The sequence below is a fragment of the Bradyrhizobium dasycarpum genome (genome assembly GCF_042019905.1).
GTDB lineage: Bacteria > Pseudomonadota > Alphaproteobacteria > Rhizobiales > Xanthobacteraceae > Bradyrhizobium > Bradyrhizobium japonicum_B.
This window is the reverse complement of sequence record NZ_CP169574.1, coordinates 6,780,755-6,805,471: the sequence shown is the minus strand read 5'-3', so window position 1 is coordinate 6,805,471 and position 24,717 is coordinate 6,780,755. Positions and strand designations below refer to the sequence as shown.

Here is a 24,717-nt window from a genome sequence, read left to right as displayed (position 1 = left end):
TGTGTATCCGGCACGGACGGTCGATCACGGGAAGACGACAGCACTTCCAAAGTATCCGGAGCGCGTTGAGATGAGGAAGCATCGTCATCACGCTCCAGGCTATTGTTTCAGCATGAGCTTCTCGGAAAGCCGCTGCGCACTTCTCCGGATCAGGCCTTAGAACGTCACCCGCATCCCCGCATAGAACGCGCGCGGCCTGGCCGGGCTGAGCGAGCGCGGGTCGGTGAATTCGGCTCCCCCGTTGGCGAAGTTCGGCAGCGCTTCCCTGTCGAAGAACGTGCCGAGCGTGGAGTAGCGATTGTCGAAGATGTTGTTGACGCGCCCATAGAGCTGGATGTTCCGGGTGATCTGGTAGGAGCTGTGGAGATTGAACACGGCGTAGGACGGGAGCTGTGGAAACTGGTTGGACTCGTCGCCGACGTAATACTGGCTCGAAACAAAGAGCGCGTCGCCTCCGACTTTCCAGACGTCAGTCACCGCATATTCGACGCTGGCCTTGATGAGGTGCCGCGGCAAGCGCGGAATCTGGTTGCCCGGCAGGACCTGGATGTTGCCGTCGGCGTCTGCGAACGGGCTATCCGAGCCCAGCGTTAGCGCATCGAGGAAGCGCGCATCGAGGAATGCATAGCTCGCCTGGAACTGCAGCACGTTCGACTTCACGCTCACCTCGGCTTCGAGCCCCTGCCTGCGCGTGCGACCAATGTTCTGGAAGAAGCCGAAGCCGGTCAAGCCGGGGATCGGCGTCGCAACGATGTCGTCGTAATTGGTGGCCCGGAAAGCGCCGATCTTCCATCCGAGCGAACCGATCTGCAGTTCCTTGGTGCCGCGGAAGCCCGCTTCAACGGTCTTGGACACGACTTGCCGCAGCGGAGGATCGGCGACCAGGAATTGTCCGATGATGCAGGGCCTCGCCGGATCGGCGCAACCCAGCTCGAGCGGCGTCGGCACCCTGTTGGCCTCGGAATAGCCGGCATACGCCGTCACTTCGGGCGTGATCCTGAAGGTGCCTCCGACGATGGGATTGAAGCGGTAGAAGGCATGATCGCCGTTGAGCGCGGTGCCGAGCTGGTCCATCAGGGAAATCTGGGCGGCATTGAACCGTCCGCCGCCAGTGACCGCAAAACGATCCGTCACGTCGAACGTGTCCAGTGCATAGAGGCCCTGATACTGGTTGACGGTGCGAAGCGACACCGGACCGATCGACGTCGGCTCGCCCGACTGACCGAGGAATATGCCGCTTCCCGTGACGACGTAGTTCGTGCCGATCGTTCCCAGTTCGGTGCTGCCCGTGAAATGCGTCTTGCTGAGGTCGTAGCTTGCGCCGACCACGAAGCGGTTGCCGTGACCGAATAGCTGATCCGTGTTGGTCGCCTGCCCGGATATGCCGAACGACGTCGACTTGGTGGAGGTGCGATCGATCTGGCTGAGGATGGCATCGGGGCCGAAGGTATTGGCGAGCTGCACGCCATTCAGGCCGAACGCGGGGACGTCGTCGTCGTCGAAGCAAAGCAGCGTCGGGTCGGCGCAAGGCACGGTATCGGTCGGGTTACCGTCGACGGTACTTTGCTTGAAGTGCCGCAAACGCGCCGTGCCTTCGAAGGTCCAGGTCGGCGTTGCCTCCACCTTTCCGGTGAAGTTGAGATAGCCGACCTTGTTGGAGATGGTCTGCGGCGTCGTATAGGTGGCGCCCCAATATTGCTGGAGCAATTCGGCCGGAACGGTACTGGGGCCTGCCAAGGAGTTGTTGGCGACGCCGCCATTGAGATGGAATTCGCTGCCCTCGAAGCGATATCCGACATCGCCATAGAAGCGTCGCACGTCGGACGATGAAAAGTTGCGAAAGCCGTTGTCGTGAATGCCTTCGAGCGCGCCGTAGACGGACCAGTTCCTGTCGATCTGCTTGCCCCATTGCGCGGAGCCCTGAATGCGGCCGAACGAGCCGCCCATGACGTCGATCTCGGCGCCCTGATAGTTGAAGCCGTTCTTCATCTGCAGATCGATGGCACCGCCGAGCGCATTGAGCCCATAGGCGGGATTGTTGGTCACCGCGACGGCTGATCGGATCGCAGCCGTCGGAATGAGGTCCCAATTGACGATGTCGGAGAAGGCCTCGTTGATGCGGACACCGTTCTGGTAGACGGCGAGACCTTGCGGCGTCCCGGCGAGCGGCGACGCGACGTAGCCGCGAAACTGGATATCGGGCTGGAAGGGATTGCCGGTCACCTCATTGATGCTGACGCCGGGCACGTGCTGCTGCAGGGCATCGGCGATGTTCGGCGAGTTGGTGCGCCTGATCTGGCCGGCGTCGACCGCGTTGATCGCCGAGGGGACCTTGTCGACGTCGAGACCTCTGCCGCTGCCCGGCGAGGTCGGATAGACGTAAAGGCGGGTCCTCGGCGCGGCGGACGACGGGCCCCGATGCGCGCGACCGGTCGCGTCGGCGCCGCACGCCTCGCCGCCGATGGCGGCGCCGCCACTTCGACCGGCGGCAAGTTCTGGACGTTGGTCTCCTCGTCTTGCGCGGCCCCGCGGGGCTCGCGAAGACCATCCCGGACACCAGACCGGTCGACACTGACGCCATCAACGAACGACGCTTGAACCAGAGAACCTTGCCCATCCCCGCCTTCCCCATCCGTAACCACCGGCTGTTTTGCCTTTCGCCGATTGGTCGGGAGGAGTGTAATCGGCGGCAATTCGCGCGCCAGCCACAAAAGATCGGGCAATATCCGCACCCGTTTTCCCGACTAAATCGGGAATTTTTCCCGGTCATTTCGGGCGCGGTCAGGCGGCCGCGGTGGGAACCAGCGCCTCCACCGTCACCCCTCCGTCACCGGACACGACATTAAGCGTGCCGCCCAGCGCCAGGATCCGCTCACGCATCCCGACGAGGCCGAAGCCGAGCTTCTGGCCGGGCTCCATGCCGCGGCCGTTGTCGCTGACCCGCACCCGGGCGCAGGAGCGGCCATCGTGAGCCGTCCGCTCCGCCGGCTCGATGACGACATTGACCGAGGTCGCGCCGGCGTGGCGGAACACATTGGTGAGCGCCTCCTGCACGATGCGGTAGATGGTGAGATCGGCGGTCTCGCCGGTGGGCCCGAGCTCGGGTGAGATCACGGTCTCGACCGCGACATCCGGATGCGATTCCCGCCATAGCCGCGACAGCGATTCCAGCGCCTGGCGCAGGCCGAGCTCGGCGAGCCCGACCGGGCGGAGGCGCTCCAGCACGCGGCGATTGAACTGCTGCAGGGCGTTGATCTGCTCCAGCATGGCGCTGCCGTGCTTTCGCACGGCTTCCGCATTGGGAACCCGTCCGTCCGCCTGCTTCGCCAGCGCGCCGGCATGCGCGCGCAACGAGAACAGATACGGCCCGAACTCGTCGTGGAGCTCGCGCGCGATCTCCTTGCGCTCGATGTCCTGAAGCGAAACCGCTCGCTCGGCGAGGCGCCGCTTGTCCTCGACCGCCTCATGAAGCGTTGCGGCAAGGTGGTTGAGCCTGGTGCATATCGCGGCTAGCTCCGGCGCACCGCCCGGCGTGACGCGGGCCTCATAGTGTCCGCCTTCGAGCTTCCCCATCGCCTCCGCCAGCGACTGCAGCGGCGCCAGCGCCCGGCCGACCACATTCATCATCAACAGGAACAGCGCCAGCGCGATCGCCGAGCCGACCTCGAGCTGGGTCACGATGCCGTCCCAGATCTCCGCGATCTCGTCATCGGGATGCGAGGTGATCAGGAGCGAACCGGGCCGGCCATGGACCGTCACCGGAACGCTCACCGCGGTCTGGTCGGGATGAACCAGGCTGACGAACCAGGCTGGTGGCCCGTGCGTGTGGGCATCGGCATCGGCCCGCGGCGGCGTCAGCGGATGGCCGGCGGCATCCCGGAGCGTGATGCTGACATGGCGCAGACGGCTGAGATCGCGGGCGATCTGGTTCAGCCTGGCGTCCGGATCGGGGGCTTCGTTGAGGTCGGCCACGATCATTTCGATGAACTCGCGCGCGAGGCGGATCACGCTCTGGTCCTCGGCCTGCACGCGGGGACCTGCCTCCGCGACCTGGCGGCCGATATTGACGGCGAGCCCCAGCGCCAGCAGCAGCGCCAGCAGGAGGTTGATGCGCCCGCGCAAGGATAGATTTTGCCACATGAATATCGCTCGTGCCTCGCGAAGCTCTGCCCGCCGCTGTCCGATGACGTTGACAGGGGCGGAGCGGCGGATATCTAATCGGAAGCGTACAGCAATCCCGGCCGGGTTGCATGAGGCGAGCTCGGACACATCGCTCACGCGCCTGTCCCAGGTCGGTATCATGCGGCGCAGAGCAGGCAAGTTCGTCGCAGGAAACGCTGTCACGGGGAACGCCTATGCGCATTCTGATCGTGGATGATCATCCCATCGTCGCCTCCGGCTGCCGCGCCGTGCTGGCCGACGAGGGCGAGATCGAGATTTTGAGGCCGCCGACGCCGAAGACGGCGAGTGCGTCTTCATCGTCGAGCGTCCCGACCTCTGCATCATCGACATCAATTTGCCGACCGTCTCCGGGTTCGAGCTCGCGCGCCGCATTCTCGAACGCGCGCCCGAGGCCCGCATCATCATGTTCAGCATGAACGACGACCCGGCCTTCGCCGCGCGCGCGATCGAATGCGGCGCCAAGGGCTACGTCTCCAAGACCGGCGATCCCGACGACCTCGTCGAGGCAATCCGCGCCGTCGGCAGCGGCGGCACGTACCTGCCGAGCGCGATCGCACGCAGCATCGCCTTCGCGGGGCCGACGCTGGCGCAAAGCCCATTGTCGAAGCTGAACGCGCGCGAGATGGAGATCCTGCGGCTGCTCAGCGCCGGAAAGAGCCTGTCGGAGATCGCCTGGCTGGTGCAATCGTCGTACAAGACGGTCGCCAACACCTCCTCCATCATGCGGCAGAAGCTCGGCGTGAAGACCTCGGTCGAGCTGGTGCGGCTGGCGATCGACAGCGGTGTCGCCTGACGCGGGCCGCCGCCACACTTTCGCTCACACAAGCGCTGCAATGTTGATGTGGTGAGATGCCACGGAGCTAGGGCATGACGATTCAGACTGTCTCGACCAACAAATCCTACGGCGGCGTGCAAGGCGTATACCGCCATGCGAGCCAGGCGACCGGAACCGACATGGTGTTCTCGGTCTATGTTCCCCCGCATGCCGAAGGCGCGAAGCTGCCCGTGGTCTGGTATCTGTCCGGCCTCACCTGCACGCATGCCAACGTCACCGAGAAGGGCGAATTCCGCAAGGCCTCTGCCGAGCTCGGCCTGATCTTCGTCGCGCCCGACACCTCGCCGCGCGGGCCGGACGTTCCCGGTGATGCCAACAATGCGTATGATTTCGGGCTCGGAGCCGGCTTCTATGTCGACGCCACGCAGGAGCCGTTCGCGCGCAATTATCGGATGTGGAGCTACGTGACGGACGAGCTGCCCGAGCTCGTGGCGGGAAATTTTCCCGTCGACGCCAAGCGGCAATCCATCATGGGCCATTCGATGGGCGGTCACGGCGCGCTGACGGTGGCGCTGCGCAATCCGCACCGCTATCGCGCGGCGAGTGCGTTCGCGCCGATCGTGGCACCCTCGCTCGTGCCCTGGGGCATCAAGGCTCTGACCGGCTATCTCGGACCGCACAAGGAGGCCTGGCGCAGCCACGACACGGTGGCGCTGATCGAGGACGGCGCCAAGTTCTCCAGCCTGCTGGTCGACGTCGGCGAAGCCGACAATTTCCTGAAGGAGCAGCTCAAGCCGGAGCTGCTCGAAGCCGCCTGCACCAAGGCGGGCATCCCGCTGACGCTGCGCCGTCAGGCGGGCTATGACCACAGCTATTATTTCATCTCGACCTTCATGGGCGATCACCTGCACTGGCATGCAGAGAAACTGAAGGGGTGAGGCCCTCTTACCCTCCCCTGGAGGGTCCGGGACGAGCGTAGCTCGCCCGTGGGTCGCAGCGCATGAAGCGCAGCGGAATGCGATGCGGGGTGGGGTGATCTCTCCACTCGGGCACCGCCTCACAGGGGAGACTGTCACCCATCCATCCGGTACCTATCTATCCGGTCTGGACAGCGATCGACCCTCCCCCTCCAGGGGAGGATAAGAGTCCCCTACTCCGACCGTCCGTAATTCGGCGCGAGCAAGCGGTTGCGGATCAGGTAGCTCATCGCGCGCGTCCAGGCTTCATCGGTGTTGCCGCGCATGTCGACGCTCGCCGCGGTGATCATGGTGCCGGTCTTCACATCGCGCAGATAGACGTTGAGGTTGATGATCAGATTCGAGACCTTCTGCACCATGCCGGTGATCTCGAGATCCGCTCCCAACTGCCCGGCGAGCTTGAGATCGCAGCCGCCGCAGGCCTGTAGGTTGGCGCGGCGGGCGGCGTCCCGGACCGGCGCGATGTCCAACACCTGGAACCTGCCGGAATCGGTCAATTCCTTGCGGAGCTGCTCGCTGATGCGCAGGAGCCGCGCCTCTTCGGGCCTGGAGCCGTAGAACTCCCCGGGCAGGCTGGTGTCGATCAGCTCGAAATCGAACACGGCCAGCTTCGGCGGGTCGGCGCGCGCGACCGAAGGCGTCAACAACAAAGCGACGACCATCATCGATGCTCGCATGATCGTGATTCCGGACGCCGCCAGTGCGCGGACGAAATGCGGGGTTGCATGCCCTGACAAATTGGTCATGCTTGAAGCAGAGACAATTCTCCACCTGGGGTCAAGCCGGGGAGATCGTCCGGAGGAAACATGATCCGATGGTTGGCCGGTCTGATCGGCATTGGTCTTGCTGCGACGAGCGCGCTCGCGGCGGAGCCTATCCTGATCGGCGTCGGCTATCTCGGCGTCGCCGCTCCCCGATCGACGCTGTCGCTGATCGAGCAGCCCGCGGAGAATGACGGCGTCGCTGGCGCCCGCCTCGCGATCGATGACAACAACACCACCGGAAAATTCCTCGGCCAGCGGTTCGCGCTGGAGGAGCGCCGCCTCAAGGAAGGCGAGGACCCGGTGCAGGCCGCGACCGCGCTGGCCGAGAAGAACGGCTTCATCATCGCCGACCTGCCGGCCGATGCGCTGCTGAAAGTCTCGGATGCCCTGCGCGACCGTGGCACGCTGCTGTTCAATGCGGGGGCGATCGACGAGCGGCTGCGCGAGGCCGATTGCCGCGCCAACGTGATCCACACCGCGCCGACGCGCGCGATGCTGGCCGATGCGCTCGGGCAATATCTGGTCTGGAAGAAGTGGTCACGCTGGCTGCTGGTGGTCGGCTCGCACGACGAGGACAAGCTGTTTGCGGACGCGCTGCGGCGCACCGCCGCACGGTTCGGCGCCAAGATCGTGCAGGAGAAGACTTTCGAAGACAAGGGCGGCGCGCGGCGCACCGACAGCGGCGTCACGCTGATCCAGCGCCAGATGCCGGTGTTCACGCAAGGCGCGCCGGCCTATGACGTGCTGGTCGCTGCCGACGAGAGTGAGGTGTTCGGCGGCTACCTGCCCTATCGCACCTGGGATCCGCGCCCCGTCGCCGGCTCGGCCGGGCTGGTGCCCCGCAGCTGGGACGCATCGCAGGACCAGTGGGGCGCGATCCAGATGCAGAACCGCTTCGTCAAGCTCAACTCGCGGCGCATGACGGCGCGCGACATGCAGGCCTGGACCGCCGTGCGCATGATCGGCGAAGCCACCTCGCGCACCAATTCAGGTGACGTCAAGAAGGTCACGGACTTCATCAAGGCCCCGGATTTCTCGGTCGCCGCCTTCAAGGGCACGCGATTGACCCTGCGCGACTGGAACTTGCAGCTGCGCCAGCCGATCCTCCTGGTCGACGGCCGCATGGTGGTGTCGGTCTCGCCGCAGGAAGGATTCCTGCATCAGGTCTCCGAGCTCGACACGCTCGGCTATGATCGTCCGGAGAGCAAATGCAAATTGAAGTGAGCGAAGTGATGCGACGGAGCCTCCGCAGAGATGGTGCGCCCCCTCTCCCGCGTGCGCAGGGCTATCGCATATGGGAAGTGGCTATGGGCACCGACTGTCTCCACAGCGTCATGGCCGGGCTTGTCCCGGCCATCCACGCCTTTCCACGCGGCACAAAGAACGTGGATGCCCGGGACAAGCCCGGGCATGACGACCTCTGCAAAATTCAAGTGCGATTGCCCTGCCCGCGTGCGGGAGAGGGTTGGGGAGAGGGTCTCTCCGCTCGCGAGAGCCCCCAAGAGGAGAGAGCCCTCTCCCGTATCGCATCTGTCGATGCGATGCGACCTCCCCGCAAGCGGGGGAGGTAAAGACCGCCCGCGGACAGATGTCGCTCATGCTGGGGACAGCTTTGCTGGCGGCATTCGCGCTGACCACCGCGCCCGCGCACGCTTTCATCGCCTATGTCTCGAATGAGAAGAGCAACACGGTCTCGGTGATCGACACCGACAGCTGGACCGTGACCAAGACCATCAAGGTCGGTCAACGCCCGCGCGGCATCGATTTCACGCGCGACGGCAAGTTCGTGCTGGTCGCGGTCGGCGACGACGACACCATCCAGATGATCGACGCCAAGACGCAGAGCATCGTGGACAGCCTGCCCTCGGGCCCCGACCCGGAATTGTTCGCGCAGGATGCGGCCGGAAAGATCGTCTATGTCGCCAACGAGAACGACAACACGGTCACTGTAATCGACCTCGAGAAGCGGGTTCGGCTCGGCGACATCCAGGTCGGCGTCGAGCCCGAGGGCATGACCATCAGTCCTGACGGCAAGACGCTGATCAACACTTCGGAAACGACCAACATGGCGCACTTCATCGACACGGCCTCGCGCCAGATCGTCGCCAACGTGCTGGTCGACGCCCGGCCGCGCTTTGCCGAGTTCAAGCACGATTCGTCCGAAGTGTGGGTGTCCTCGGAGATCGGCGGCACCGTCTCGATCATCGATCCCAGGAAGCACGAAGTGATCGGCAAGGTCACGTTCGAGATTCCGGGCCTGCGGAAAGAGGCGATCCAGCCGGTTGGCATCGGCATGACCAAGGACGACAAGACCGCCTTTGTCGCGCTCGGACCGGCCAACCGCATCGCCGTGGTCGATGTCGCCTCGCGCAAGGTGACGAAATACCTGCTGGTCGGGCAGCGGGTCTGGCACATGGCGTTCACGCCCGATGAAAAATATCTGCTGACAACCAACGGCGTCTCGAACGACGTCTCCGTCATCGACGTCGCCGCGCAAAAGGTGATCAAGACCATTCAGGTGGGCGAACTGCCCTGGGGCGTCGCGATCGCGCCATGACCAGCCCCGCTCCGGTTCCCGAACCACAGGAGGCGCCGAGGCTGGAAGCGGCAACCCCGCCGGCGCTGTCGATCGACGGCGTCAGCCATGCCTATGGGTCGCGCCGGGCGCTGATCGATGTCTCTTTCGATGTGCAGCCGGCAAGCTTTACGGCCCTGCTCGGCCTCAACGGCGCCGGCAAGAGCACGCTGTTCTCGCTCATCACGCGCCTGTTCGGCATCCAGTCCGGCCGTGTCGTCATCTTCGGTCACGACATCAGCACGAGTCCCGGCGAGGCGCTGCGGCTGCTGGGGGTGGTGTTCCAGCCGCGCACGCTCGACCTCGACCTGTCGCTGACGCAGAACCTGCTCTATCACGCCGCACTCCACGGCATCGGCCGGAGCGACGCCGCAGCGCGCAGCGCCGAGCTGCTCGGCCGCATCGGGCTCGAAGAGCGCGCCGGCAGCAAGGTCCGCGATCTCTCGGGCGGACAGATGCGGCGGCTGGAGATCGCGCGTGCGCTGCTGCACCGGCCGCGGCTATTGTTGCTCGACGAGCCGACGGTCGGCCTCGATGTCAAGGCGCGCGCCGACATCATCGGCCAGGTCCGCCAGCTCGTGACGGAGCAAGGCATCGGCGTGCTCTGGGCCACGCACCTGTTCGACGAGATCATGCCCAGCGACGACCTCGTGGTGCTGCACCAGGGCAAGGTGCTGGCGCGGGGGCCGATGAGCCGCGTCGTCGCCGAAGCCGGCGCGCAGGATGTCAACACCGCCTTCATGCGCCTGACCGGTGCGCAAGCGATGCCGGGAGGCGGCGCATGAGCAGCATCACGGCGCGCGAGGCCCCGCGTGGCTTCTCATTCGCCGAGTACATGACCTGTCTCACCGGCATCGTCTGGCGCGAGGGCCTGCGCTTCCTGCATCAGCGCGAGCGCTTCGTCTCGGCGCTGGTGCGGCCGCTGGTATGGCTGTTCATCTTCGCCGCCGGCTTCCGCCAGGTGCTCGGCATCTCCATCATCCCGCCCTACGAGACCTACATCCTCTACGAGGTCTATATCGCGCCCGGACTGATGGCGATGATCCAGCTCTTCAACGGCATGCAGTCCTCGCTATCCATGGTCTACGACCGTGAGATGGGCAACATGCGCACGCTGCTGGTGAGCCCGCTGCCGCGCGGGTTTCTGCTGTTCTGCAAGCTGCTGGCGGGGACCGCGGTGTCGCTGCTCCAGGTCTATGCGTTCCTTCTGATCGCCTGGTTCTGGGACATCACCCCGCCGTCATCGGGCTATCTCACCGTGCTGCCGGCGCTGATCCTGTCCGGGCTGATGCTGGGCTCGCTCGGCATGCTGATCTCCTCCGGGATCAAGCAGCTGGAGAACTTCGCCGGCGTCATGAACTTCGTCATTTTTCCGATGTTCTTCGCCTCCTCCGCGCTCTATCCGCTCTGGCGGGTCCAGGAAGGCAGCCCTTATCTGTACTATCTCTGCGAGGCCAATCCATTCACCCATGCGGTCGAGCTGATACGTTTTGCACTCTACGGGCAAATCAACTGGATCTCGCTGGCGGTGGTCACAGCTTGCACAATCGTCTTCATGATCGGTGCAATTCTGGCCTATGATCCCTCACGTGGGCTGGCGCGACGGGGGCCCGCAGGAGGCGAAGGATGAAGGTTCTGGCGATGGCTGTTCTGGCACTCGCGCTGTCGGGCACGGTCGCCCGCGCGGCCGATCCGCGCTACCCCAACTGGCCGTGCACGCAGGCCAAGGTGCCGGAGATCTCGCTCGCCGCCGTCTGGGCGGGGCCCGCGCTCGACGACGCCGAGACCAGGTGGAAGAACGACACGAAAATCACCGCGCTGGTCGCAAAGCTGTCGGCGCGCAAGACGCCGATGGACGAGGCCGCGAAGCTGGTGAAGGACTTCCTGGCCGCCTCTTCCGCCGACAAGACGGCCAACGCAAAGCTGCTGTTCGCCGGCCTGTTCGATACGCTCAACGCCCAGCGTTCGCAGGTCATGAACGGACTCGAACGCGTCAGCCGCAAGCAGCGCGAGGCCGCCGAGAAGATCCGCGAGGAGGCAATCCAGCTCCAGGCGCTTCAGAGCGCCACGCCGCGTGACGAGGCCAAGGTCGAGGCGCTCAGCAACGAGCTGATCTGGAAGACCCGCATTTTCGAGGACCGCAACAAGGTGGTACGGTTCGTCTGCGAAGTTCCAACCACGATCGACCAGCGCCTGTTCGCGCTCGGCCGCGTGATTCAGCAGGAGATGGAATAGCGTCAGCGCCTGACGTCAGTCGTAAGTTCCCGCGATAACGTCACGATCGTTAACCCTTGCCGCGGCTATCCGGCGGAACCAAATCGATCTAGGATGGCTTGTCGAAGTGAACTCCAGAGTCGGGAGGCCTCGATGGGAACCACCAAGTATATCTGGGCGGGTGCTGCGGCCCTCAGCCTGCTCGCAACCAGCGCTCTTGCTGACGACATGACCGGCATGGTGATGCGGATCGATCGACTCAATGGCACGATCTCGATCCAGCAGACACAGAAGGGTACGGTCGGCGCCAGCACCGGAAGTGCCGGCGCGCTCCAGGAGTACAAGGCCAAGGACGCCGCGATGCTGGACGCCGTTCATGCCGGCGACAGGGTGAACTATTCCGCGACCGACAATAACGGCACCGGCACCCTGACGAAGCTGCAGAAGCAGTAGACGCCTGCTTTGCCTTCCCGCAAGCGCGGAGAGGCAACACGGCCTCGCTCGCTCGCCTATTGCTCGGGCCGCGGTTCCGGCTGCGACTCTTCTGTCGGAAGCTTGGCCCGCTCCCATCCGTCGGTGCCGTCGGGGTACCAGGCGATGTTGGAATAGCCATAGGCCAGCGCGCGCTTGGCGGCGTTCCAGGACATCCAGCAGTCGGCGAGGCAGTAGATCACCAGCAGCGCGGCCTTGTCGCCGCCCGAGGCACGAGCGAGCCCGCGCTGGAAATAGTCATCCATGGCCGCTGGCAAAGTGCCGTAGCCGGTATCCGGCAGCCAGACGCTGCCAGGAATGTTCCTGCGCGGCGCATCGCGCCACACCGTGCCTTCCGGAAGGTTCTTCGGCTTCGGCGGGCGCGGCAGCACGTCGATGAAGACGCCGCTCTTCGCCCGCCAGATCGCTTCGGCTGCCGCCGTCGTCAGCACGCGCGCGCCGGCCAGCGTCGCCGGCACCGGCGCGCGATAATTGTCGGCGCGATAATTCTCAGGCTCGAATGGCTCCTGCTGCTGCGCTTGAACCGGCACCGCCAGCACGGCAGCGACGAGCACAACGGCGGGAAGCCACCTCATGGCGTCTGCCTCACGGCGTTTTCTTGGCCGTCTCCGCATTGAGCGGCCGGTCGCTCTCATCGAGCAGCGGAACGCCGAAGTCGAGCAGGATCTTGTTGATCTCGCCCTGGTTCTCCTGGATCAGCTTGTTGAGCTGCCGTTTCCAGTTCTGATCGGCGGGACGCACGCCCATTCCGATGCGGTAGACCAGCTTCGGCCCCGTGGTCTCCTTCACCAGCGGCGTGACATGAAGCGATCCGACCTTCTTCGCGTAGTAGCCGGCCATCGGACCCCACAGCACGCCGGCGTCGATCTTGCCGGCCGCGAGGTCGTCGATCATGGCCTGCGCCGAATTGTCGTAGCGCGTGTCGACCATCAGCGGATAGGGTTTTGCATTGCTCATCAGGCCGGCAATGGCCATGTTGGTCGCCGGCGGGGTGCCGGCGACGATGCCGACATGCTTGCCCTTCAACTTCGGGTCCTCCAGCGTATCGACGCCGTCGAGCCCGCTGCCGGTCTTGGCGACCAGCGCATAGGTCGTGCGGTAATAGGGATTGGTGCCCTGCACGACGTCATCGCCCTGCGGAAAGCCCATGATGACGTCGCAGCGATGCGCGCCCAGCGTCATCCGCACGAAGCCCGTTGCTTGCGGGAAGAACACGTAGTCGAGCTTCTTCTTGAGCCTGTCTGCAAACAGCTCGGCCAGCTTGTTCTCAAACCCCTCGCCTTTCTCGTTCGAGAACGGCAGATTGCGTGGATCGGCACAGACGCGCAGCACGTTCGGGTCGACCAGCTCGAACGAGAGGTCGCCGCTGTCATTGGTCTGCGCAACGGCGACATCGCCGAGCGCGCAGGACGCAACCAGGACCCACAGTGAAACCAACCAGCGACGATGTCGTCCGGCCTCCGTCATCGCGCTTCCTCCTCGTTTTGTTAATGCTATCCATGCAACGCATGACGCGCCATGTTTTGCCAGACCTTGCTGGGTTTCTTTGTTGCAGTGCAATGCAGGCCATCCTTTGAACTGAGGCGGAAAAGTGTCTCGCATCGCTCGAGTGATCGCAGCCTTGTCCCTGCTGGGGACAGCAACGCTAGCACGGGCCGGGGCGGCCGAATTGCCTGTGAGCGAAGTCGCGCGGGGAATCTTCGTACACTCCGGGGCCATTGCCCTGATGAGCCGTGAGAACGAGGGCGACATTGCCAATGTCGGCTTCATCGTCGGCGATGATGCCGTGGCTGTCATCGACACCGGCGGCAGCGTGCGCGAAGGCGAGGCCCTGCTGGCGGCCGTGCGGGCCCGTACGCCCAAGCCGATCCGCTATGTCATCAACACCCACGGCCACCCCGACCATGTCTTCGGTAACGCGGCCTTCGCCACCGCAGGCGCAAGCTTCGTCGGCCATGGCAAGCTGCCCCAGGCGCTCGCGACGCGCGGACCCCACTATCTCGACAATTTTCGCCGCATCATGGGTGCCGAGCTGATCGATCCCGTGAGGATCATTGCTCCGACCCTCCTGGTTTCGGACACGATGACACTCGATCTCGGGTCACGTCGCCTGACCTTGCGCGCCTGGCGGGCCGGACATAGCGACAACGACGTCACCGTGTATGACGAGACGACCAAGACCCTGTTTGCAGGCGACCTCGTCTTTCTCCGCCACATTCCAGTCATGGACGGCAGCATCCGCGGCTGGCTCGACACGTTGAAGGAGCTGGAGGCGATTCCAGCGCAGCGTGTCGTTCCCGGTCACGGGCCCGTGAGCGACTGGCCCGCCGCGCTGGCCGACGAACGGCGTTACCTGTCAACGCTGCTGTCCGACGTCCGCGCGTCGAACAAGAAAGGCGAGCCGATCCGGGCCGCCGCCGACAAGGCGGCTGCCGAGGAGCGACCGCGCTGGGAGCTGTTCGGCGATTACAACGCCCGGAACGCAACTGCAGCATTCTCGGAAATTGAATGGGAGTAGCCGGCGCGCTAACATACGCACAAGATCGGCTTCGCTGACATCCGGGGACGAGATCGGCTTCGCTGACTCAGAGGACCATGACCATGACGGGATGCACACGCCGCCTGCCCCTGATCGCCGCACTGCTCGGCATCGCCTTTGCCCTGCCGGTGCAGGCCGAAGAAGCCTACGATCCCTGGCCGGGCCTGGTGCAGGACATCTTCAATGGCCGGCCGATGAATGACGGCAGCGCCGTCATCGGCATCGAGATGCCGTATCGCGCCGAGGACGCGGCGATCGTGCCGGTCACGCTGCGCAGCAAGCTATCGCCCGCAGACAGCCGACGGATCCGTTCGATCACGCTCGTGATCGATCGTAACCCGGCGCCCATGGCGGCGAAGTTCGAGCTCGGCGCCGATGCCAATGTCACCGAGATCTCGACGCGCGTGCGTGTCAACAATTACACCGACGTCCACGCGGTGGCCGAGCTCAGCGACGGCCAGCTCTATGTCTCGAAGGTCTACGTGAAAGCCTCCGGCGGCTGCTCGGCACCGGCGGGAAAGAATGTCGAGGAAGCCAACAGCCGGCTGGGCAAGATGCGCTACCGGCAGTTCGCGCGCGAGGAGGCGCCGGCGAGCCGCGTCCGCGAAGCGCAGATCATGATCGGCCATCCCAACAATTCCGGCCTGCAGATGGACCAGGTCACGCAGCTCTATATTCCCGCCTTCTTCATCAACCAGCTGAAGCTGATGCAGGACGACAGCCCCGTGCTGTCGATGGAAGGTGGCATCTCGATCTCGGAAGATCCCAATCTGCGCTTCACCTACGTCTCCAACGGCGCCAAGCGTTTCCGCGCGGAAGCCAGGGACACGGAGGGACACGTGTTCCGCAACGAATGGGACGTCGAGAAGCCAGGGACGTAGTAGTCACGCCGTCATTCCGGGGCGATGCGAAGCATCGAACTCCGGTGCGCAATTGCGCACCTGAGGTCTGGTCCTTCGGACCCGGAATGACGCGGCTAGATCAAAAACACCGCACTTCGGCTTCCGCCTGCGCCCGCCGCAGATCGTTCATCGCCGTGTTGGCCTGCTCCGAGGTGCGGAACTGGACGCCGAGATTGCCACGCACCTGCGACATGCTGAGCGCGGTCTCCGCGGTCACATAGCGCTCATAGGGGATGATCGAGGCCACCACGTCGATCGAGCAGGAACATTGCTCGATCGACTGCCGGCTCTCGCCGTTGGCCTTCATGCAGCCATAGACGTACTCCGCGCGCGCCGACGTGGGATAATCGTTGGCGTCCTCGGCCTGCGCAACGCACGCCGTCGCCGCCAGCACCGTCAATGCGGCGACAATCGGTCGTAGCTGTCCGGCCAGTTTCATGCGCATCCTCCCGCTGGTTGCGATCGAAGCTATGCTATGCGTATTGTCCTGAAAAGCACTCTGTCAGAGGAAACGGCTCACAAGGTGATGAGAGCACTTGGCCTGATAAGGGCATTTGGCCGACCGTTGGCGGTCGCGGCGACGCTGGCGCTGACGCTCGCCGCACCCGGCCGCGCCGCGGACACCATCCGCCTTGCGGTGCAAAAGACCGGAACATTCTCCTGGGAGCTGGCCGCGATCCGCGCCAGCGGGCTCGACAAGGAAGCCGGCCTCGCGCTGGAGGTCACCGAGCTCGCGAGCACCGAGGCCGGCAAGATCGCAATGCGCGCAGGCAGCGCCGACATCATCCTGTCGGACTGGCTGTGGGTGTCGCGCGAGCGGGCGCTCGGTGCCAAGCTCACCTTCTATCCCTACTCCAGTGCCCTCGGCGCGGTGATGGTGCCGGCGTCATCGCCGATCGAGTCGCTTGCCGACTTGAAGGGCCGCAAGCTCGCCGTCGCGGGCGGAGCAATCGACAAGAGCTGGCTGCTGCTGCAGGCGCGCATGAAGCTGGACGGCATCGACCTGAAGTCCGAGGCGACCGTCGTCTATGGCGCACCGCCCCTGCTCGCCGCCAAGGCGCTCGACGGCGAGATGGAGGCGAGCCTCAACTTCTGGAATTTCTGTGCCCAGCTCGAAGCCAAGGGTTTTCGGCGCCTCGCCGGCATCGAAGACATTTTACCGAAGCTGGGCGCCAAGGGCGCCGTCTCCGCGGTCGGTTACGTCTTCGACGAGAATTGGGCCGCGAGCCATCGCGACGCCGTGGCGCGCTTCATCGCCATGACCCGCAAGGCCAAGCAATTGCTGGTCAGCTCGGACGCGGCCTGGGACAAGATCGCGCCGCTGACGGGCACGAGCGATGTCACCCTGCTCAAGACCTATCGCGAGCGCTATCGCGACGGTATTCCACGCCGGAGCATCGCTGAGGAGGAACAGGACGCGCGCGTGCTGTATCGCGTGCTGGCCGAGATCGGCGGCCGCGACCTCGTCGGCCCCGCGGCCGAGCTCGATCCGGGCACGTTCTACCACGCCGTGCCTGGAGACTGAGGTGCTGCGTCTTCTCTCCTTCGCCCTGTTGCTCGCGACCTGGTGGATTGCCGCGCTGTTCGTCGGCGGCGCGAAGCTGCCATCCCCGCCGGCGGTGCTCGAGGTGATGATTGCGGAAGCCTCATCCGGCGCGCTGTTCCTGCATCTCGGCGCCACGCTGGCGCGCGTGGCGCTCGCCTTCGTGCTGGCGATGTCGCTCGGCAGCGCCATCGGCTACCTGATGGGACGGGTCAGGCTCGCCGACCGGCTCGGCGATCCCTGGCTGATCCTGCTGCTCAACCTGCCCGCACTGGTCGTGATCGTGCTGGCCTATATCTGGGCCGGGCTGACCGAGACCGCCGCGATCGCGGCGATCGCCATCAACAAGCTGCCGACCGCCGTCGTCACCTTGCGCGAGGGCACCCGCGCGCTCGACCGCTCGCTCGACGAGATGGCGAGCGTGTTCGCGATGCCGCGCTGGCGCGCATTCCGCCATGTCGTGCTTCCGCAGCTTGCGCCCTATACCGCGGCCGCCGCCCGCTCCGGACTGTCGCTGGTGTGGAAGATCGTGCTGGTCGCCGAGCTGCTCGGACGTCCGAACGGCGTCGGTTTCGAGATCGGCGTCGCCTTCCAGCTGTTCGACACGCCGCGGCTGCTGGCCTATTCGCTGACATTCGCCGCGGTCGTGCTCGTGATCGAAACCTTGCTGGTGCAGCCGTTCGAAGCCCGCACAACACGGTGGCGGCCCCGTGCGGCTTGAGGTCGACATCACAGGCAAGACGTTCAGGAGTGCCGCGGGTGGGACCCATGAGGTGCTCGCGCCGCTCAAGTTCGCGCTTTGCCCCGGCGAGGTCGGCGTACTCATCGGTCCGTCCGGCTGCGGCAAGAGCACGATGCTGCGCATCATCCTCGGGCTCGACGACGATTTCAGGGGCCATATCGCGCGGCCGCCGCAGGCGCGGATCGGAATGGTGTTCCAGGAGCCCCGGCTGTTGCCGTGGCGTTCGGTCGAGCAGAATGTGCGGCTGGCGGCCCCTGATGTGACCGAGGCGAAGCTGTCGGAGCTGTTCAGGATTCTGGAGCTGGAGGCGCATCGCAGCCACTTTCCCGGCGAGTTGTCGCTCGGCCTTGCCCGGCGCGTCGCACTCGCCCGCGCTTTCGCAGTCGAGCCCGATCTCCTGGTGCTCGACGAACCCCTCGCCTCGCTCGACGACGCCCTCGCCGGCCGGTTGCGCGACGAGATCGCAATGCTGGTGGCGCGGCGTCCGGTGATGACGCTGCTCGTGACCCATAGTATTGACGATGCGATCCGGCTCGGCGACCGCCTGTTGGTCTTGTCGCCGCGCCCCGCGCATATCGTGCAGGAGGTGCCGATCACCATTCCGCGCGCGATGCGTAGCGAAGCCGATCTCGGCCGCATCAGGGCCGAGCTCGCGGCCTTGCCGCTTGAATCGAAATGACAACGCGTGGTCAACTGGACCGACATATCGAGGGAGATTCACCCATGCGGCGAACGCTGATTGCGATCGGCCTCCTCCTGGTTGCGGTGCCGAACGCCGCACTGGCGCAGGCCAAGGGCAAGGGCATCAGGCTGTGGAACCTGACGACCGAGACGATCTCCGGATTCCAGCTTTCACCGGCCGGCAAGACCGATTGGGGTCCGAACCAGTGCCTGAACGACAAGGACAAGGAGGTCGACCACGACGAGCGGCTACGCATCGCCGGCGTCGAGCCCGGCCGCTACGATGCCAAGGTCGGCTATCCCAACGGACGTCAATGCGTGGTCCGCGACATCGAGATCAGGGCCGACGCAGTATTCTCGATCGCCGACAAGGATCTGAAGGACTGCACCAAGTAGCTAACCCCCTCATGGTGAGGAGGCGAAGTGCGTCCCCTCACCATGAGGGATCAAGGTTGCGAGGCATCACGCCTTGTCGTTCGGGTGCGGATATTCGCAGCGCCACCGCACCGCCTGCCACTTCGGATGCTCACCGACCCATTGCGCGATATAGGGCGGCGCCGCCATCGCGCATTGCTGGGGCGACCCCGAATAGTTGAACAACAGATGCTGCTCCTCGCAGGTCGCCGGCGAGAGCACCGCACACACAGTCACCACCAGGTCAATCGGGTTCATGCCGGATTCCTCTCGCAAGGGCGGCCAAGATTAACACAAAGAGCTACGCTCGATGGAGGGGTAAGTTTCAATTTGGCGGGGGGAATGAGCTGGAACTGGCTCGGTCGGTTCGCTGCTGGCGCATCGCAAAACGCCGCCACATCGTCTGACCGGGCTCGTCCCGGCCATGAGGTCCTCCTTCTAGAAGTTCACCCCGAACACCATCCGGGCCTGATGGCGCTCGAAATTGACGAGGTCGAGATTTCCGGTGGATCCGGCCGGGCGTCCCCAGGCCTGCATGCTCCAGCTCAAGGTCAGGCGTGAGCGGTTGGACAATTGGAAATAAGCGGTCGGGCCGACGAACAGGGCCTGGCCGGAAAGCTCGCCAAGGCCGATGCCGTCATATTGCCGGAAGTAGCGCAGCTCCCCGCCGAGCAGCACATTGGGCCGCACACGCACCAGGCCAGCCAACGCCGCGCCGATTGTCGAGCTCCTCTCGGACACGCCCGTCACCTCGAAGCGCGCCCATTCCGGCTGATAGATCAGGTTGAGAGCGCCGATGGCGAAGTTCGGAACGAGCTCGCGGTCGAACGCCAGCGTGAATTCGGTGCCGTACATCCGCCCTTTCGCGCCGCTGGTCTCGTCGATCCGGTCGCCATGGAGCTCTCCGGCGATGGTGAGGCCGAACGGCGCACGCGCGCGGTCGAGCAGGCGGTAGCGCAGATCGAGCGAGGCGCCCTGGAAGTTGAACTGGCGGCGGTCGTCGCTATCGGGGACGCCGGTGATGTCATGCAAGCTCGCCGTTCCGCCGACCTCGATGCGGACGTTCGGCACCGGCACGACTTCGATCTCGAATTCGTGCTCGAGGGCGCGATATGTACCGCCGCCCTTGCCGAAGCGCCCCGTGGTCTGGCTTTGGAATTCGCGCTCGCCGGGATTGCCGATATCGGTGCCGATCATGAAACCGAAGATGTGCTCGGTATCGAAGCCGTCCTCGGCGCTGACGCAGGCCGGCAGAAGCGTGACCGCGCAGGCAGCAATCGTCCAGAAGCTGTTGGCTCTCGCGCGCATTTCCGACACTACCACGGCTTCGACGGCGTTTGCCATCGAAGCCGCGGCAGGTCGTCAGACTTACTTGCGCGAAGCGCAGGCGTACATGTTGATTTCCATGCCGACCGGCACTTCCACGATCTTCGGAGCTTTCCAAGCCATTCGGGGTCTCCCGGTATTGAGCGCGACATCGCGCGGCGCAAAACCTAGGGCTGCGTCAGATGCAGTTCAAGCCTCGATCTGTCTGCCGAGCGCGTCTGTGTCGATTCTTCGCGGCTGCATTTCTCTCTCGGACAAAGCCAGTTCGCTCTTGGTCAAGCACGACCTGCGGAGACGCTGGCTGTGCGACGCAGCGCGCGTCGAATCGATACGAACGAGACCGCGCCGTCAGCAGCCTTTGTCGGCCATTGCCGAGCCGCTCGGCTTGGCGCCGTCGGCACGTTGAGCCGCCGTCGGCTCGCTTTGCATTTGCCGCTGCGCATCCTCAGACGACGCCGGCGTTTCGCCGCTCGCACGATTCATCGTGCTGGTCGGCGGATGCTGGCTGGAATCGCCGGCTGAACCGGACGAGTGCGATTGCGCTGCGCCCACGGTGACCGGACCAGAGCCAGCATCCTTGTCGGTGCTGGCACTGCCCGTGTTGCACGGTCCGGCGACGGCAAGGCCGGCGCTCAAGGTCAGGATCGCGCAGGCGGCGAGAACGGAACGTTTCGTGGTCATCTGCATCTCCTCTTCTCCCGCCGCGCGGCCCCGGCGCCGGGCGGGATATCGCGGAGAGAACAGACCGAGCTGGCTGATGTTCCCAGTGCCGGCTCGCAAAAGGCACCCTCGTCAGGCTTGTTCCGATTGCCCGCTCAGCGCATCAATCGCAACAGCGCGCGGCCGGCGCGGGAGTTCAGCTCCTTCGCGTCCAGCGTTCCATCCTTGTCGGGGTTGGCCGCATTGAAGCGCTGCTCGACCACGGACAGGTATTCGTCGAGCGTCAGTGTCCCGTCGCGGTCGGGATCGGCGGCGGCAAGTTGTTTCGCCGTCAACCGTCCGCGCAATTCGCGGGCATCGAGCGTGCCGTCGCGATCCGGATCGAGCTTTGCAAACAATCCGGCCGCCACCTTCTTGACCTCGGCCAGATCGAGCGTGCCGTCGTTGTCGGTATCGAACAATTTGGCCGCATTGCCGGAGGCCGACCACGCCGGACCGGACAACAATGCAATCGAGAGCGCAAGTGCAACTGAGCGACGCGAAATCATCAAGACCTCCAGACCAAGAGCCCCGGTGCGGGACGGGCCAGCAACGAGATAAAACCGCAAGCGGGTCCGGTTCAAGCCCTGAATTACAACTTGTGCGCGCCACAACTCACGGAAAACCCTGCGGCTCGGCCAGACCAGCCTGGATCGGAGCCGCTTCGTGGCGCGGAATTCTCCAGCGTCTCTGCACAAGTCGACCGGCTTCCATGAAGTAACCGGCGCGGTCGTCCAACGATCTCGGCACCACACTTACGACTTTCGTATTGACGAGTTTTGCATTCGGGCGGAGATTTGTACTTGCAGCGTCAAAAGGCGCGCATATTGGGAGGAACGGATGAAACGCTTTGCGATGGCCGCGGGCCTCATCGCGCTTGCGTCGACGTATGCAAGTGCACAGACCACCGAGCAGTTGGTCAAGGGCGCGACCGACACATCGAATGTTCTCAATTACGGGATGGGCTACCACCTGCAGCGTTTCTCGACGCTGAACCAGATCAACAAGGATACGGTCAAGAATCTCGTCCCGATCTGGAATTACAGTTTCAATGACGATCGGAGTGAGGAATCCCAGCCCATCGTCTATCAGGGCGTCATCTACGTGACCTCGCACAATGCCACGATGGCCGTCGAAGCCAAGACCGGCAAGCAGATCTGGAAAACCAAGGTCGAATATCCCGCCGAGACGCCCCGAATCGTCTGCTGCGGCATCATCAACCGCGGCGTCGCAATCCACGAAGGCAAATTGTTTCGTACGACGCTCGATGCCCATGTGATCGCGCTCGACGCCAAGACCGGCAAGGAGCTGTGGCGGCAGAAGGCGGCCGACTTCAAGGAGGGCTATTCGATGACGGTCGCGCCGCTGGTTGCCGACGGCGTCGTCATCACCGGCATCTCCGGCGCCGAGTTCGGTACGCGCGGCTTCATCGACGGCTGGGATCCCGCAACGGGCAAGCACCTCTGGCGCACCCATTCGATCCCCTCGCCGGAGGAGCCCGGCGGCGACACCTGGAAGGGCGATACCTGGAAGCTCGGCGGCGGCTCGACCTGGATCACGGGCTCCTATGACCCCGAGCTGAACACCGTCTATTGGGGCATCGGCAATCCCGGACCTTTCAATTCGGCGGTGCGTCCCGGCGACAACCTCTACACCTGCTCCGTGCTGGCGATGGATCCCAAGACCGGCAAGATCAAGTGGCACTATCAGTTCTCGCCGAACAATCCGTTCGACTACGACGCGGTCGCCGAGATGGTCCTCGCCAACATGAACGTCGAGGGCAAGCCGGCCAAGGTGCTGATGAATGCCAACCGCAACGGCTTCTTCTACGTGCTCGACCGCACCAACGGCAAGCTGCTCGCGGCCAATCCTTACGTGAAGGTGAACTGGGCGACCGGCGTCGACATGAAGACGGGCCGTCCGATCGAAACCGACGTCGCCAAGGATGCGCGCGAGGGCAAGAAAGTGACGGTCTATCCGTCGATCCTCGGCGGCAAGAACTGGGAGCCGATGTCGTTCAATCCGCAGACCGGCCTTGCCTACGCCAACACGCTGAACTTCGGCGGCAAGTACAAGGCCGAGCCCGTCACCTTCAAGCAGGGTGAATGGTATCTCGGCATGGACCTGAGCGATCCCTGGGAGTTTGGGGACGGACCGCGCGGTCACCTCAAGGCCATCGACCCCATGACCGGCAAGTCGAAATGGGAGGCGCCGAGCGACATTCCGCGCTTCTCGGGCGTGCTGTCGACCGCGGGCGGCGTCGTGTTCTCGGGCGCCCTGACCGGCGAGTTCGAGGCCTTCGATGCCGACACCGGCAAGAAGCTCTGGCAATTCCAGACCGGCTCCGGCATCGAGGGACAGCCGGTCACCTGGCAGCAGGATGGCGTGCAATATGTCGCGGTGACCAGCGGCTACGGCGGCGTCTACTCGCTGTTCTCCGGTGACGAGCGGCTTGCCAAGGTGCCGCCCGGCGGCTCGCTGTGGGTCTTCGCGGTCAAGCAATAAACGCAGGCACGATGCTGAGAGAAATGCTTCACAAGACGGTGGCGAGCCTCGCCACCGTCGCGGTGCTGACGGTCGCGCTTGCGGCGACCGTCCGTGCCGCGGACGACGCGAATGGCAATCCGCTGCAGGCTCAAATCGACCACGGCAAGTCAACCTATGCCTCGAAATGCTCGCACTGCCACGGCCCCAACCTGATGAATTCCGGCACCATCACGCCGGACCTGCGCGCCATTCCCGACGACAAGACGCGCTTCGTCACCACGGTGAAGAACGGCAAGAACAACAAGATGCCGCCCTGGGGCGACATCCTCTCCGACGACGAGATCGGGAATCTCTGGGCGTTCGTCTCCAGCCGGAGAAAGCCATGAGGAGCCGGTCCATTGCATGGAGCGTTGCTGCGCTGCTTTCGACGATGGCGTCGGTGGCGCTTGCGGCCGACGATCCCCTGAGGATCTGTCTCGACGAGGACCGACCACCGCTCTCGATGCATCGCCGCGGCAAGCCGGATGCCGGCTTCGACGTGCTGCTGGCGCAGGCGGTGGCCGAGCGGCTCGGACGGAAGCTGACGATCCAGTGGTTCGAGAGCAAGCTGGACGAGGATTCGAGTCCCCAGCTCGAGGCCAATGCGCTGCTCTCGGATGGGCGCTGCTCGCTGGTCGGCGGCTACGCGCTGACGCAGGATCTGCTGGTTGCCCCCGGAATGAAGACAGCGCGCTTGCCGGGCTTCGCCGGGGCCACGCGCGACGACCGACGGCGCCGCGTCGCCGTCGGCGTGCTCGCGCCGAGCCAGCCTTACGTGTATTCGCCGATGACCGTGGTGCTCGGGCCGAAGGCAAGCGGCCGCAAGATCGGCGACATCGGCGATCTCGCCGGGCTTCGCCTGGTCGTCGAAAGCGGCTCGCTCGGCGACGCCATCCTGATGACCTTCGACAAGGGTCGGCTGATCGACAGCATCACCCATCTCGTCCCCGGCCGCGACGATCTCCTCGACGCGCTGCAGCGCGGCGACCATGACGCGACGCTGATCGACCTTGCGCGCTTCGATGCCCACCGCGCCGGGCACCCCGACACGACGATCACGGGGTCGGGCTATTACTATCCGATCGGCGCCAATCGCGGCTATGTCGGGCTAGCCAGCGATGGCGCGCTGATCGAGGCCGTCAACAAGGCGCTGAGCGCCCTCGCCGCAGAGGGCAGGATCGCCGAATTCGGCAGGCAGGCCGGCCTCACCTATCTGCCGCCGCGCGAACCCGCCATTCTGGGCGACGTCTGGACGAAGATCATCCAGCGGTAACCGGAGAGGCTCGGCCTGCTGGCAGCGCGACGCTACGTCCGGGCCACCAACGCCGCGCTCGCCATGCCTCGCCTCTGCCCGACGGAATGCGCC

The 24,717-nt window shown here is 64.8% G+C and carries 26 protein-coding genes and 2 pseudogenes; 17 read left to right on the top strand and 11 right to left on the bottom strand.

Annotated features, from left to right (window positions below; all coding sequences use genetic code 11):
- Positions 1–156: 156 nt before the first annotated feature.
- Both ACETMP_RS32440 and ACETMP_RS32435 read right to left on the bottom strand, forming a co-directional pair.
- Positions 157–2,617 (bottom strand): annotated as a pseudogene (locus tag ACETMP_RS32440) (TonB-dependent receptor).
- 164 nt (positions 2,618–2,781) lie between these two features.
- Positions 2,782–4,140, bottom strand: coding sequence for a histidine kinase (locus ACETMP_RS32435; RefSeq protein WP_375159320.1), 1,359 nt, complete (start codon positions 4,138–4,140; stop codon positions 2,782–2,784).
- Between the two features lie 215 nt (positions 4,141–4,355).
- Here ACETMP_RS32435 and ACETMP_RS32430 point away from each other — a divergent pair.
- Positions 4,356–4,975 (top strand): annotated as a pseudogene (locus ACETMP_RS32430) (response regulator).
- A 74-nt stretch (positions 4,976–5,049) separates the two neighbouring features.
- The gene (gene fghA, locus ACETMP_RS32425; protein ID WP_375159319.1) at positions 5,050–5,895 is read left to right on the top strand and encodes an S-formylglutathione hydrolase; all 846 of its coding nucleotides are present in this window, start codon (positions 5,050–5,052) and stop codon (positions 5,893–5,895) included.
- Positions 5,896–6,107: 212 nt separating this feature from the next.
- Here fghA and ACETMP_RS32420 read toward each other — a convergent pair whose 3' ends face one another.
- Positions 6,108–6,680, bottom strand: a complete 573-nt coding sequence (locus ACETMP_RS32420; RefSeq protein WP_375159318.1) for a DUF3280 domain-containing protein — start codon at positions 6,678–6,680, stop codon at positions 6,108–6,110.
- A 60-nt stretch (positions 6,681–6,740) separates the two neighbouring features.
- Between ACETMP_RS32420 and ACETMP_RS32415 the strand changes: the two genes are divergently transcribed.
- The 6 genes from ACETMP_RS32415 (at position 6,741) to ACETMP_RS32390 (ending at position 11,940) form a co-directional block, all read left to right on the top strand.
- Complete coding sequence (locus ACETMP_RS32415; RefSeq protein ID WP_375159317.1) at positions 6,741–7,922, top strand: ABC transporter substrate-binding protein; 1,182 nt, start codon at positions 6,741–6,743, stop codon at positions 7,920–7,922.
- Between the two features lie 364 nt (positions 7,923–8,286).
- On the top strand, positions 8,287–9,255 hold the full coding sequence (locus tag ACETMP_RS32410) for a YVTN family beta-propeller repeat protein (protein WP_375159316.1): 969 nt from the start codon (positions 8,287–8,289) through the stop codon (positions 9,253–9,255).
- Positions 9,252–10,058: an ABC transporter ATP-binding protein gene (locus ACETMP_RS32405; protein ID WP_375159315.1), complete on the top strand. Its 807-nt coding sequence runs from the start codon at positions 9,252–9,254 to the stop codon at positions 10,056–10,058. Before ACETMP_RS32410 ends, ACETMP_RS32405 begins: the two co-directional genes overlap by 4 nt.
- Entirely contained in the window at positions 10,055–10,903 is an 849-nt protein-coding gene (locus ACETMP_RS32400) for an ABC transporter permease (RefSeq protein WP_375159314.1), read from the top strand. The genes ACETMP_RS32405 and ACETMP_RS32400 overlap by 4 nt, the downstream gene beginning before the upstream one ends.
- On the top strand, positions 10,900–11,508 hold the full coding sequence (locus ACETMP_RS32395; RefSeq protein ID WP_375159313.1) for a hypothetical protein: 609 nt from the start codon (positions 10,900–10,902) through the stop codon (positions 11,506–11,508). Before ACETMP_RS32400 ends, ACETMP_RS32395 begins: the two co-directional genes overlap by 4 nt.
- Before the next feature lie 132 nt (positions 11,509–11,640).
- Positions 11,641–11,940, top strand: coding sequence for a copper-binding protein (locus ACETMP_RS32390; protein WP_375159312.1), 300 nt, complete (start codon positions 11,641–11,643; stop codon positions 11,938–11,940).
- Between the two features lie 56 nt (positions 11,941–11,996).
- Here ACETMP_RS32390 and ACETMP_RS32385 read toward each other — a convergent pair whose 3' ends face one another.
- Both ACETMP_RS32385 and ACETMP_RS32380 read right to left on the bottom strand, forming a co-directional pair.
- A complete protein-coding gene (locus tag ACETMP_RS32385) occupies positions 11,997–12,554 on the bottom strand; it encodes a PQQ-dependent catabolism-associated CXXCW motif protein (protein WP_375159311.1) in 558 nt (185 codons plus the stop codon).
- A 10-nt stretch (positions 12,555–12,564) separates the two neighbouring features.
- Complete coding sequence (locus ACETMP_RS32380) at positions 12,565–13,446, bottom strand: substrate-binding domain-containing protein (RefSeq protein WP_375159310.1); 882 nt, start codon at positions 13,444–13,446, stop codon at positions 12,565–12,567.
- A 124-nt stretch (positions 13,447–13,570) separates the two neighbouring features.
- On the opposite strand from ACETMP_RS32380, the gene ACETMP_RS32375 reads away from it, so the two are divergent.
- Together ACETMP_RS32375 and ACETMP_RS32370 are read left to right on the top strand one after the other, a co-directional pair.
- Complete coding sequence (locus ACETMP_RS32375; protein ID WP_375159309.1) at positions 13,571–14,497, top strand: quinoprotein relay system zinc metallohydrolase 2; 927 nt, start codon at positions 13,571–13,573, stop codon at positions 14,495–14,497.
- 83 nt (positions 14,498–14,580) lie between these two features.
- On the top strand, positions 14,581–15,399 hold the full coding sequence (locus tag ACETMP_RS32370) for a quinoprotein dehydrogenase-associated SoxYZ-like carrier (RefSeq protein WP_375159308.1): 819 nt from the start codon (positions 14,581–14,583) through the stop codon (positions 15,397–15,399).
- 100 nt (positions 15,400–15,499) lie between these two features.
- Here the strand turns inward: ACETMP_RS32370 and ACETMP_RS32365 are convergent, their stop codons facing one another.
- The gene (locus ACETMP_RS32365; RefSeq protein ID WP_028137786.1) at positions 15,500–15,859 is read right to left on the bottom strand and encodes a hypothetical protein; all 360 of its coding nucleotides are present in this window, start codon (positions 15,857–15,859) and stop codon (positions 15,500–15,502) included.
- 87 nt (positions 15,860–15,946) lie between these two features.
- Here ACETMP_RS32365 and ACETMP_RS32360 point away from each other — a divergent pair, with 87 nt between their 5' ends.
- Genes ACETMP_RS32360 through ACETMP_RS32345 form a run of 4 tightly spaced genes read left to right on the top strand, consistent with a single transcriptional unit; the run spans position 15,947 to position 18,782 of the window.
- Positions 15,947–16,945, top strand: a complete 999-nt coding sequence (locus ACETMP_RS32360; protein WP_375162044.1) for an ABC transporter substrate-binding protein — start codon at positions 15,947–15,949, stop codon at positions 16,943–16,945.
- Between the two features lies 1 nt (position 16,946).
- Positions 16,947–17,684 carry an ABC transporter permease gene (locus ACETMP_RS32355; RefSeq protein ID WP_375159307.1) on the top strand — a complete coding sequence of 246 codons (738 nt, stop codon included), beginning with the start codon at positions 16,947–16,949 and terminating at the stop codon, positions 17,682–17,684.
- Positions 17,674–18,384 carry an ABC transporter ATP-binding protein gene (locus ACETMP_RS32350; protein WP_375159306.1) on the top strand — a complete coding sequence of 237 codons (711 nt, stop codon included), beginning with the start codon at positions 17,674–17,676 and terminating at the stop codon, positions 18,382–18,384. Before ACETMP_RS32355 ends, ACETMP_RS32350 begins: the two co-directional genes overlap by 11 nt.
- 44 nt (positions 18,385–18,428) lie before the next feature.
- Positions 18,429–18,782 (top strand): hypothetical protein, encoded by a 354-nt coding sequence (locus tag ACETMP_RS32345; RefSeq protein WP_257175804.1) that lies wholly within the window; start codon positions 18,429–18,431, stop codon positions 18,780–18,782.
- Between the two features lie 66 nt (positions 18,783–18,848).
- Here ACETMP_RS32345 and ACETMP_RS32340 read toward each other — a convergent pair whose 3' ends face one another.
- From ACETMP_RS32340 to ACETMP_RS32320, 5 genes are all read right to left on the bottom strand, one after another.
- The gene (locus ACETMP_RS32340) at positions 18,849–19,058 is read right to left on the bottom strand and encodes a hypothetical protein (RefSeq protein WP_375159305.1); all 210 of its coding nucleotides are present in this window, start codon (positions 19,056–19,058) and stop codon (positions 18,849–18,851) included.
- A gap of 180 nt (positions 19,059–19,238) precedes the next feature.
- Positions 19,239–20,144, bottom strand: coding sequence for a hypothetical protein (locus ACETMP_RS32335; protein ID WP_375159304.1), 906 nt, complete (start codon positions 20,142–20,144; stop codon positions 19,239–19,241).
- A gap of 24 nt (positions 20,145–20,168) precedes the next feature.
- Complete coding sequence (gene pqqA, locus ACETMP_RS32330) at positions 20,169–20,249, bottom strand: pyrroloquinoline quinone precursor peptide PqqA (protein ID WP_008562446.1); 81 nt, start codon at positions 20,247–20,249, stop codon at positions 20,169–20,171.
- 225 nt (positions 20,250–20,474) lie between these two features.
- Positions 20,475–20,813, bottom strand: a complete 339-nt coding sequence (locus ACETMP_RS32325; RefSeq protein WP_375159303.1) for a hypothetical protein — start codon at positions 20,811–20,813, stop codon at positions 20,475–20,477.
- Positions 20,814–20,941: 128 nt separating this feature from the next.
- The gene (locus tag ACETMP_RS32320; protein WP_375159302.1) at positions 20,942–21,334 is read right to left on the bottom strand and encodes a calcium-binding protein; all 393 of its coding nucleotides are present in this window, start codon (positions 21,332–21,334) and stop codon (positions 20,942–20,944) included.
- 331 nt (positions 21,335–21,665) lie between these two features.
- On the opposite strand from ACETMP_RS32320, the gene ACETMP_RS32315 reads away from it, so the two are divergent.
- From ACETMP_RS32315 to ACETMP_RS32305, 3 genes are read left to right on the top strand one after another with little or no spacing between them, the layout of a single operon-like run.
- Entirely contained in the window at positions 21,666–23,330 is a 1,665-nt protein-coding gene (locus tag ACETMP_RS32315; protein WP_375159301.1) for a methanol/ethanol family PQQ-dependent dehydrogenase, read from the top strand.
- Between the two features lie 11 nt (positions 23,331–23,341).
- Positions 23,342–23,698, top strand: coding sequence for a cytochrome c (locus tag ACETMP_RS32310; RefSeq protein WP_028137796.1), 357 nt, complete (start codon positions 23,342–23,344; stop codon positions 23,696–23,698).
- Positions 23,695–24,624, top strand: coding sequence for a substrate-binding periplasmic protein (locus ACETMP_RS32305; protein WP_375159300.1), 930 nt, complete (start codon positions 23,695–23,697; stop codon positions 24,622–24,624). Before ACETMP_RS32310 ends, ACETMP_RS32305 begins: the two co-directional genes overlap by 4 nt.
- The last annotated feature ends 93 nt before the right edge of the window (positions 24,625–24,717 follow it).

Excerpts from the sequence above, each read along its gene's own strand:
- ACETMP_RS32380 (WP_375159310.1), bottom strand. The coding sequence starts at position 13,446 with ATGACGGAGGCCGGACGACATCGTCGCTGGTTGGTTTCACTGTGGGTC.
- ACETMP_RS32340 (WP_375159305.1), bottom strand. The coding sequence starts at position 19,058 with ATGAACCCGATTGACCTGGTGGTGACTGTGTGTGCGGTGCTCTCGCCG.
- ACETMP_RS32325 (WP_375159303.1), bottom strand. The coding sequence starts at position 20,813 with ATGCAGATGACCACGAAACGTTCCGTTCTCGCCGCCTGCGCGATCCTG.
- ACETMP_RS32345 (WP_257175804.1), top strand. The coding sequence starts at position 18,429 with ATGCGGCGAACGCTGATTGCGATCGGCCTCCTCCTGGTTGCGGTGCCG.
- ACETMP_RS32390 (WP_375159312.1), top strand. The coding sequence starts at position 11,641 with ATGGGAACCACCAAGTATATCTGGGCGGGTGCTGCGGCCCTCAGCCTG.
- ACETMP_RS32415 (WP_375159317.1), top strand. The coding sequence starts at position 6,741 with ATGATCCGATGGTTGGCCGGTCTGATCGGCATTGGTCTTGCTGCGACG.
- ACETMP_RS32305 (WP_375159300.1), top strand. The coding sequence starts at position 23,695 with ATGAGGAGCCGGTCCATTGCATGGAGCGTTGCTGCGCTGCTTTCGACG.
- pqqA (WP_008562446.1), bottom strand. The coding sequence starts at position 20,249 with ATGGCTTGGAAAGCTCCGAAGATCGTGGAAGTGCCGGTCGGCATGGAA.
- ACETMP_RS32370 (WP_375159308.1), top strand. The coding sequence starts at position 14,581 with ATGACGGGATGCACACGCCGCCTGCCCCTGATCGCCGCACTGCTCGGC.
- ACETMP_RS32405 (WP_375159315.1), top strand. The coding sequence starts at position 9,252 with ATGACCAGCCCCGCTCCGGTTCCCGAACCACAGGAGGCGCCGAGGCTG.
- ACETMP_RS32335 (WP_375159304.1), bottom strand. The coding sequence starts at position 20,144 with ATGGCAAACGCCGTCGAAGCCGTGGTAGTGTCGGAAATGCGCGCGAGA.
- ACETMP_RS32410 (WP_375159316.1), top strand. The coding sequence starts at position 8,287 with ATGTCGCTCATGCTGGGGACAGCTTTGCTGGCGGCATTCGCGCTGACC.
- ACETMP_RS32310 (WP_028137796.1), top strand. The coding sequence starts at position 23,342 with ATGCTGAGAGAAATGCTTCACAAGACGGTGGCGAGCCTCGCCACCGTC.
- ACETMP_RS32400 (WP_375159314.1), top strand. The coding sequence starts at position 10,055 with ATGAGCAGCATCACGGCGCGCGAGGCCCCGCGTGGCTTCTCATTCGCC.
- ACETMP_RS32395 (WP_375159313.1), top strand. The coding sequence starts at position 10,900 with ATGAAGGTTCTGGCGATGGCTGTTCTGGCACTCGCGCTGTCGGGCACG.
- ACETMP_RS32360 (WP_375162044.1), top strand. The coding sequence starts at position 15,947 with ATGAGAGCACTTGGCCTGATAAGGGCATTTGGCCGACCGTTGGCGGTC.
- ACETMP_RS32365 (WP_028137786.1), bottom strand. The coding sequence starts at position 15,859 with ATGAAACTGGCCGGACAGCTACGACCGATTGTCGCCGCATTGACGGTG.
- fghA (WP_375159319.1), top strand. The coding sequence starts at position 5,050 with ATGACGATTCAGACTGTCTCGACCAACAAATCCTACGGCGGCGTGCAA.
- ACETMP_RS32385 (WP_375159311.1), bottom strand. The coding sequence starts at position 12,554 with ATGAGGTGGCTTCCCGCCGTTGTGCTCGTCGCTGCCGTGCTGGCGGTG.
- ACETMP_RS32420 (WP_375159318.1), bottom strand. The coding sequence starts at position 6,680 with ATGACCAATTTGTCAGGGCATGCAACCCCGCATTTCGTCCGCGCACTG.
- ACETMP_RS32315 (WP_375159301.1), top strand. The coding sequence starts at position 21,666 with ATGAAACGCTTTGCGATGGCCGCGGGCCTCATCGCGCTTGCGTCGACG.
- ACETMP_RS32320 (WP_375159302.1), bottom strand. The coding sequence starts at position 21,334 with ATGATTTCGCGTCGCTCAGTTGCACTTGCGCTCTCGATTGCATTGTTG.
- ACETMP_RS32435 (WP_375159320.1), bottom strand. The coding sequence starts at position 4,140 with ATGTGGCAAAATCTATCCTTGCGCGGGCGCATCAACCTCCTGCTGGCG.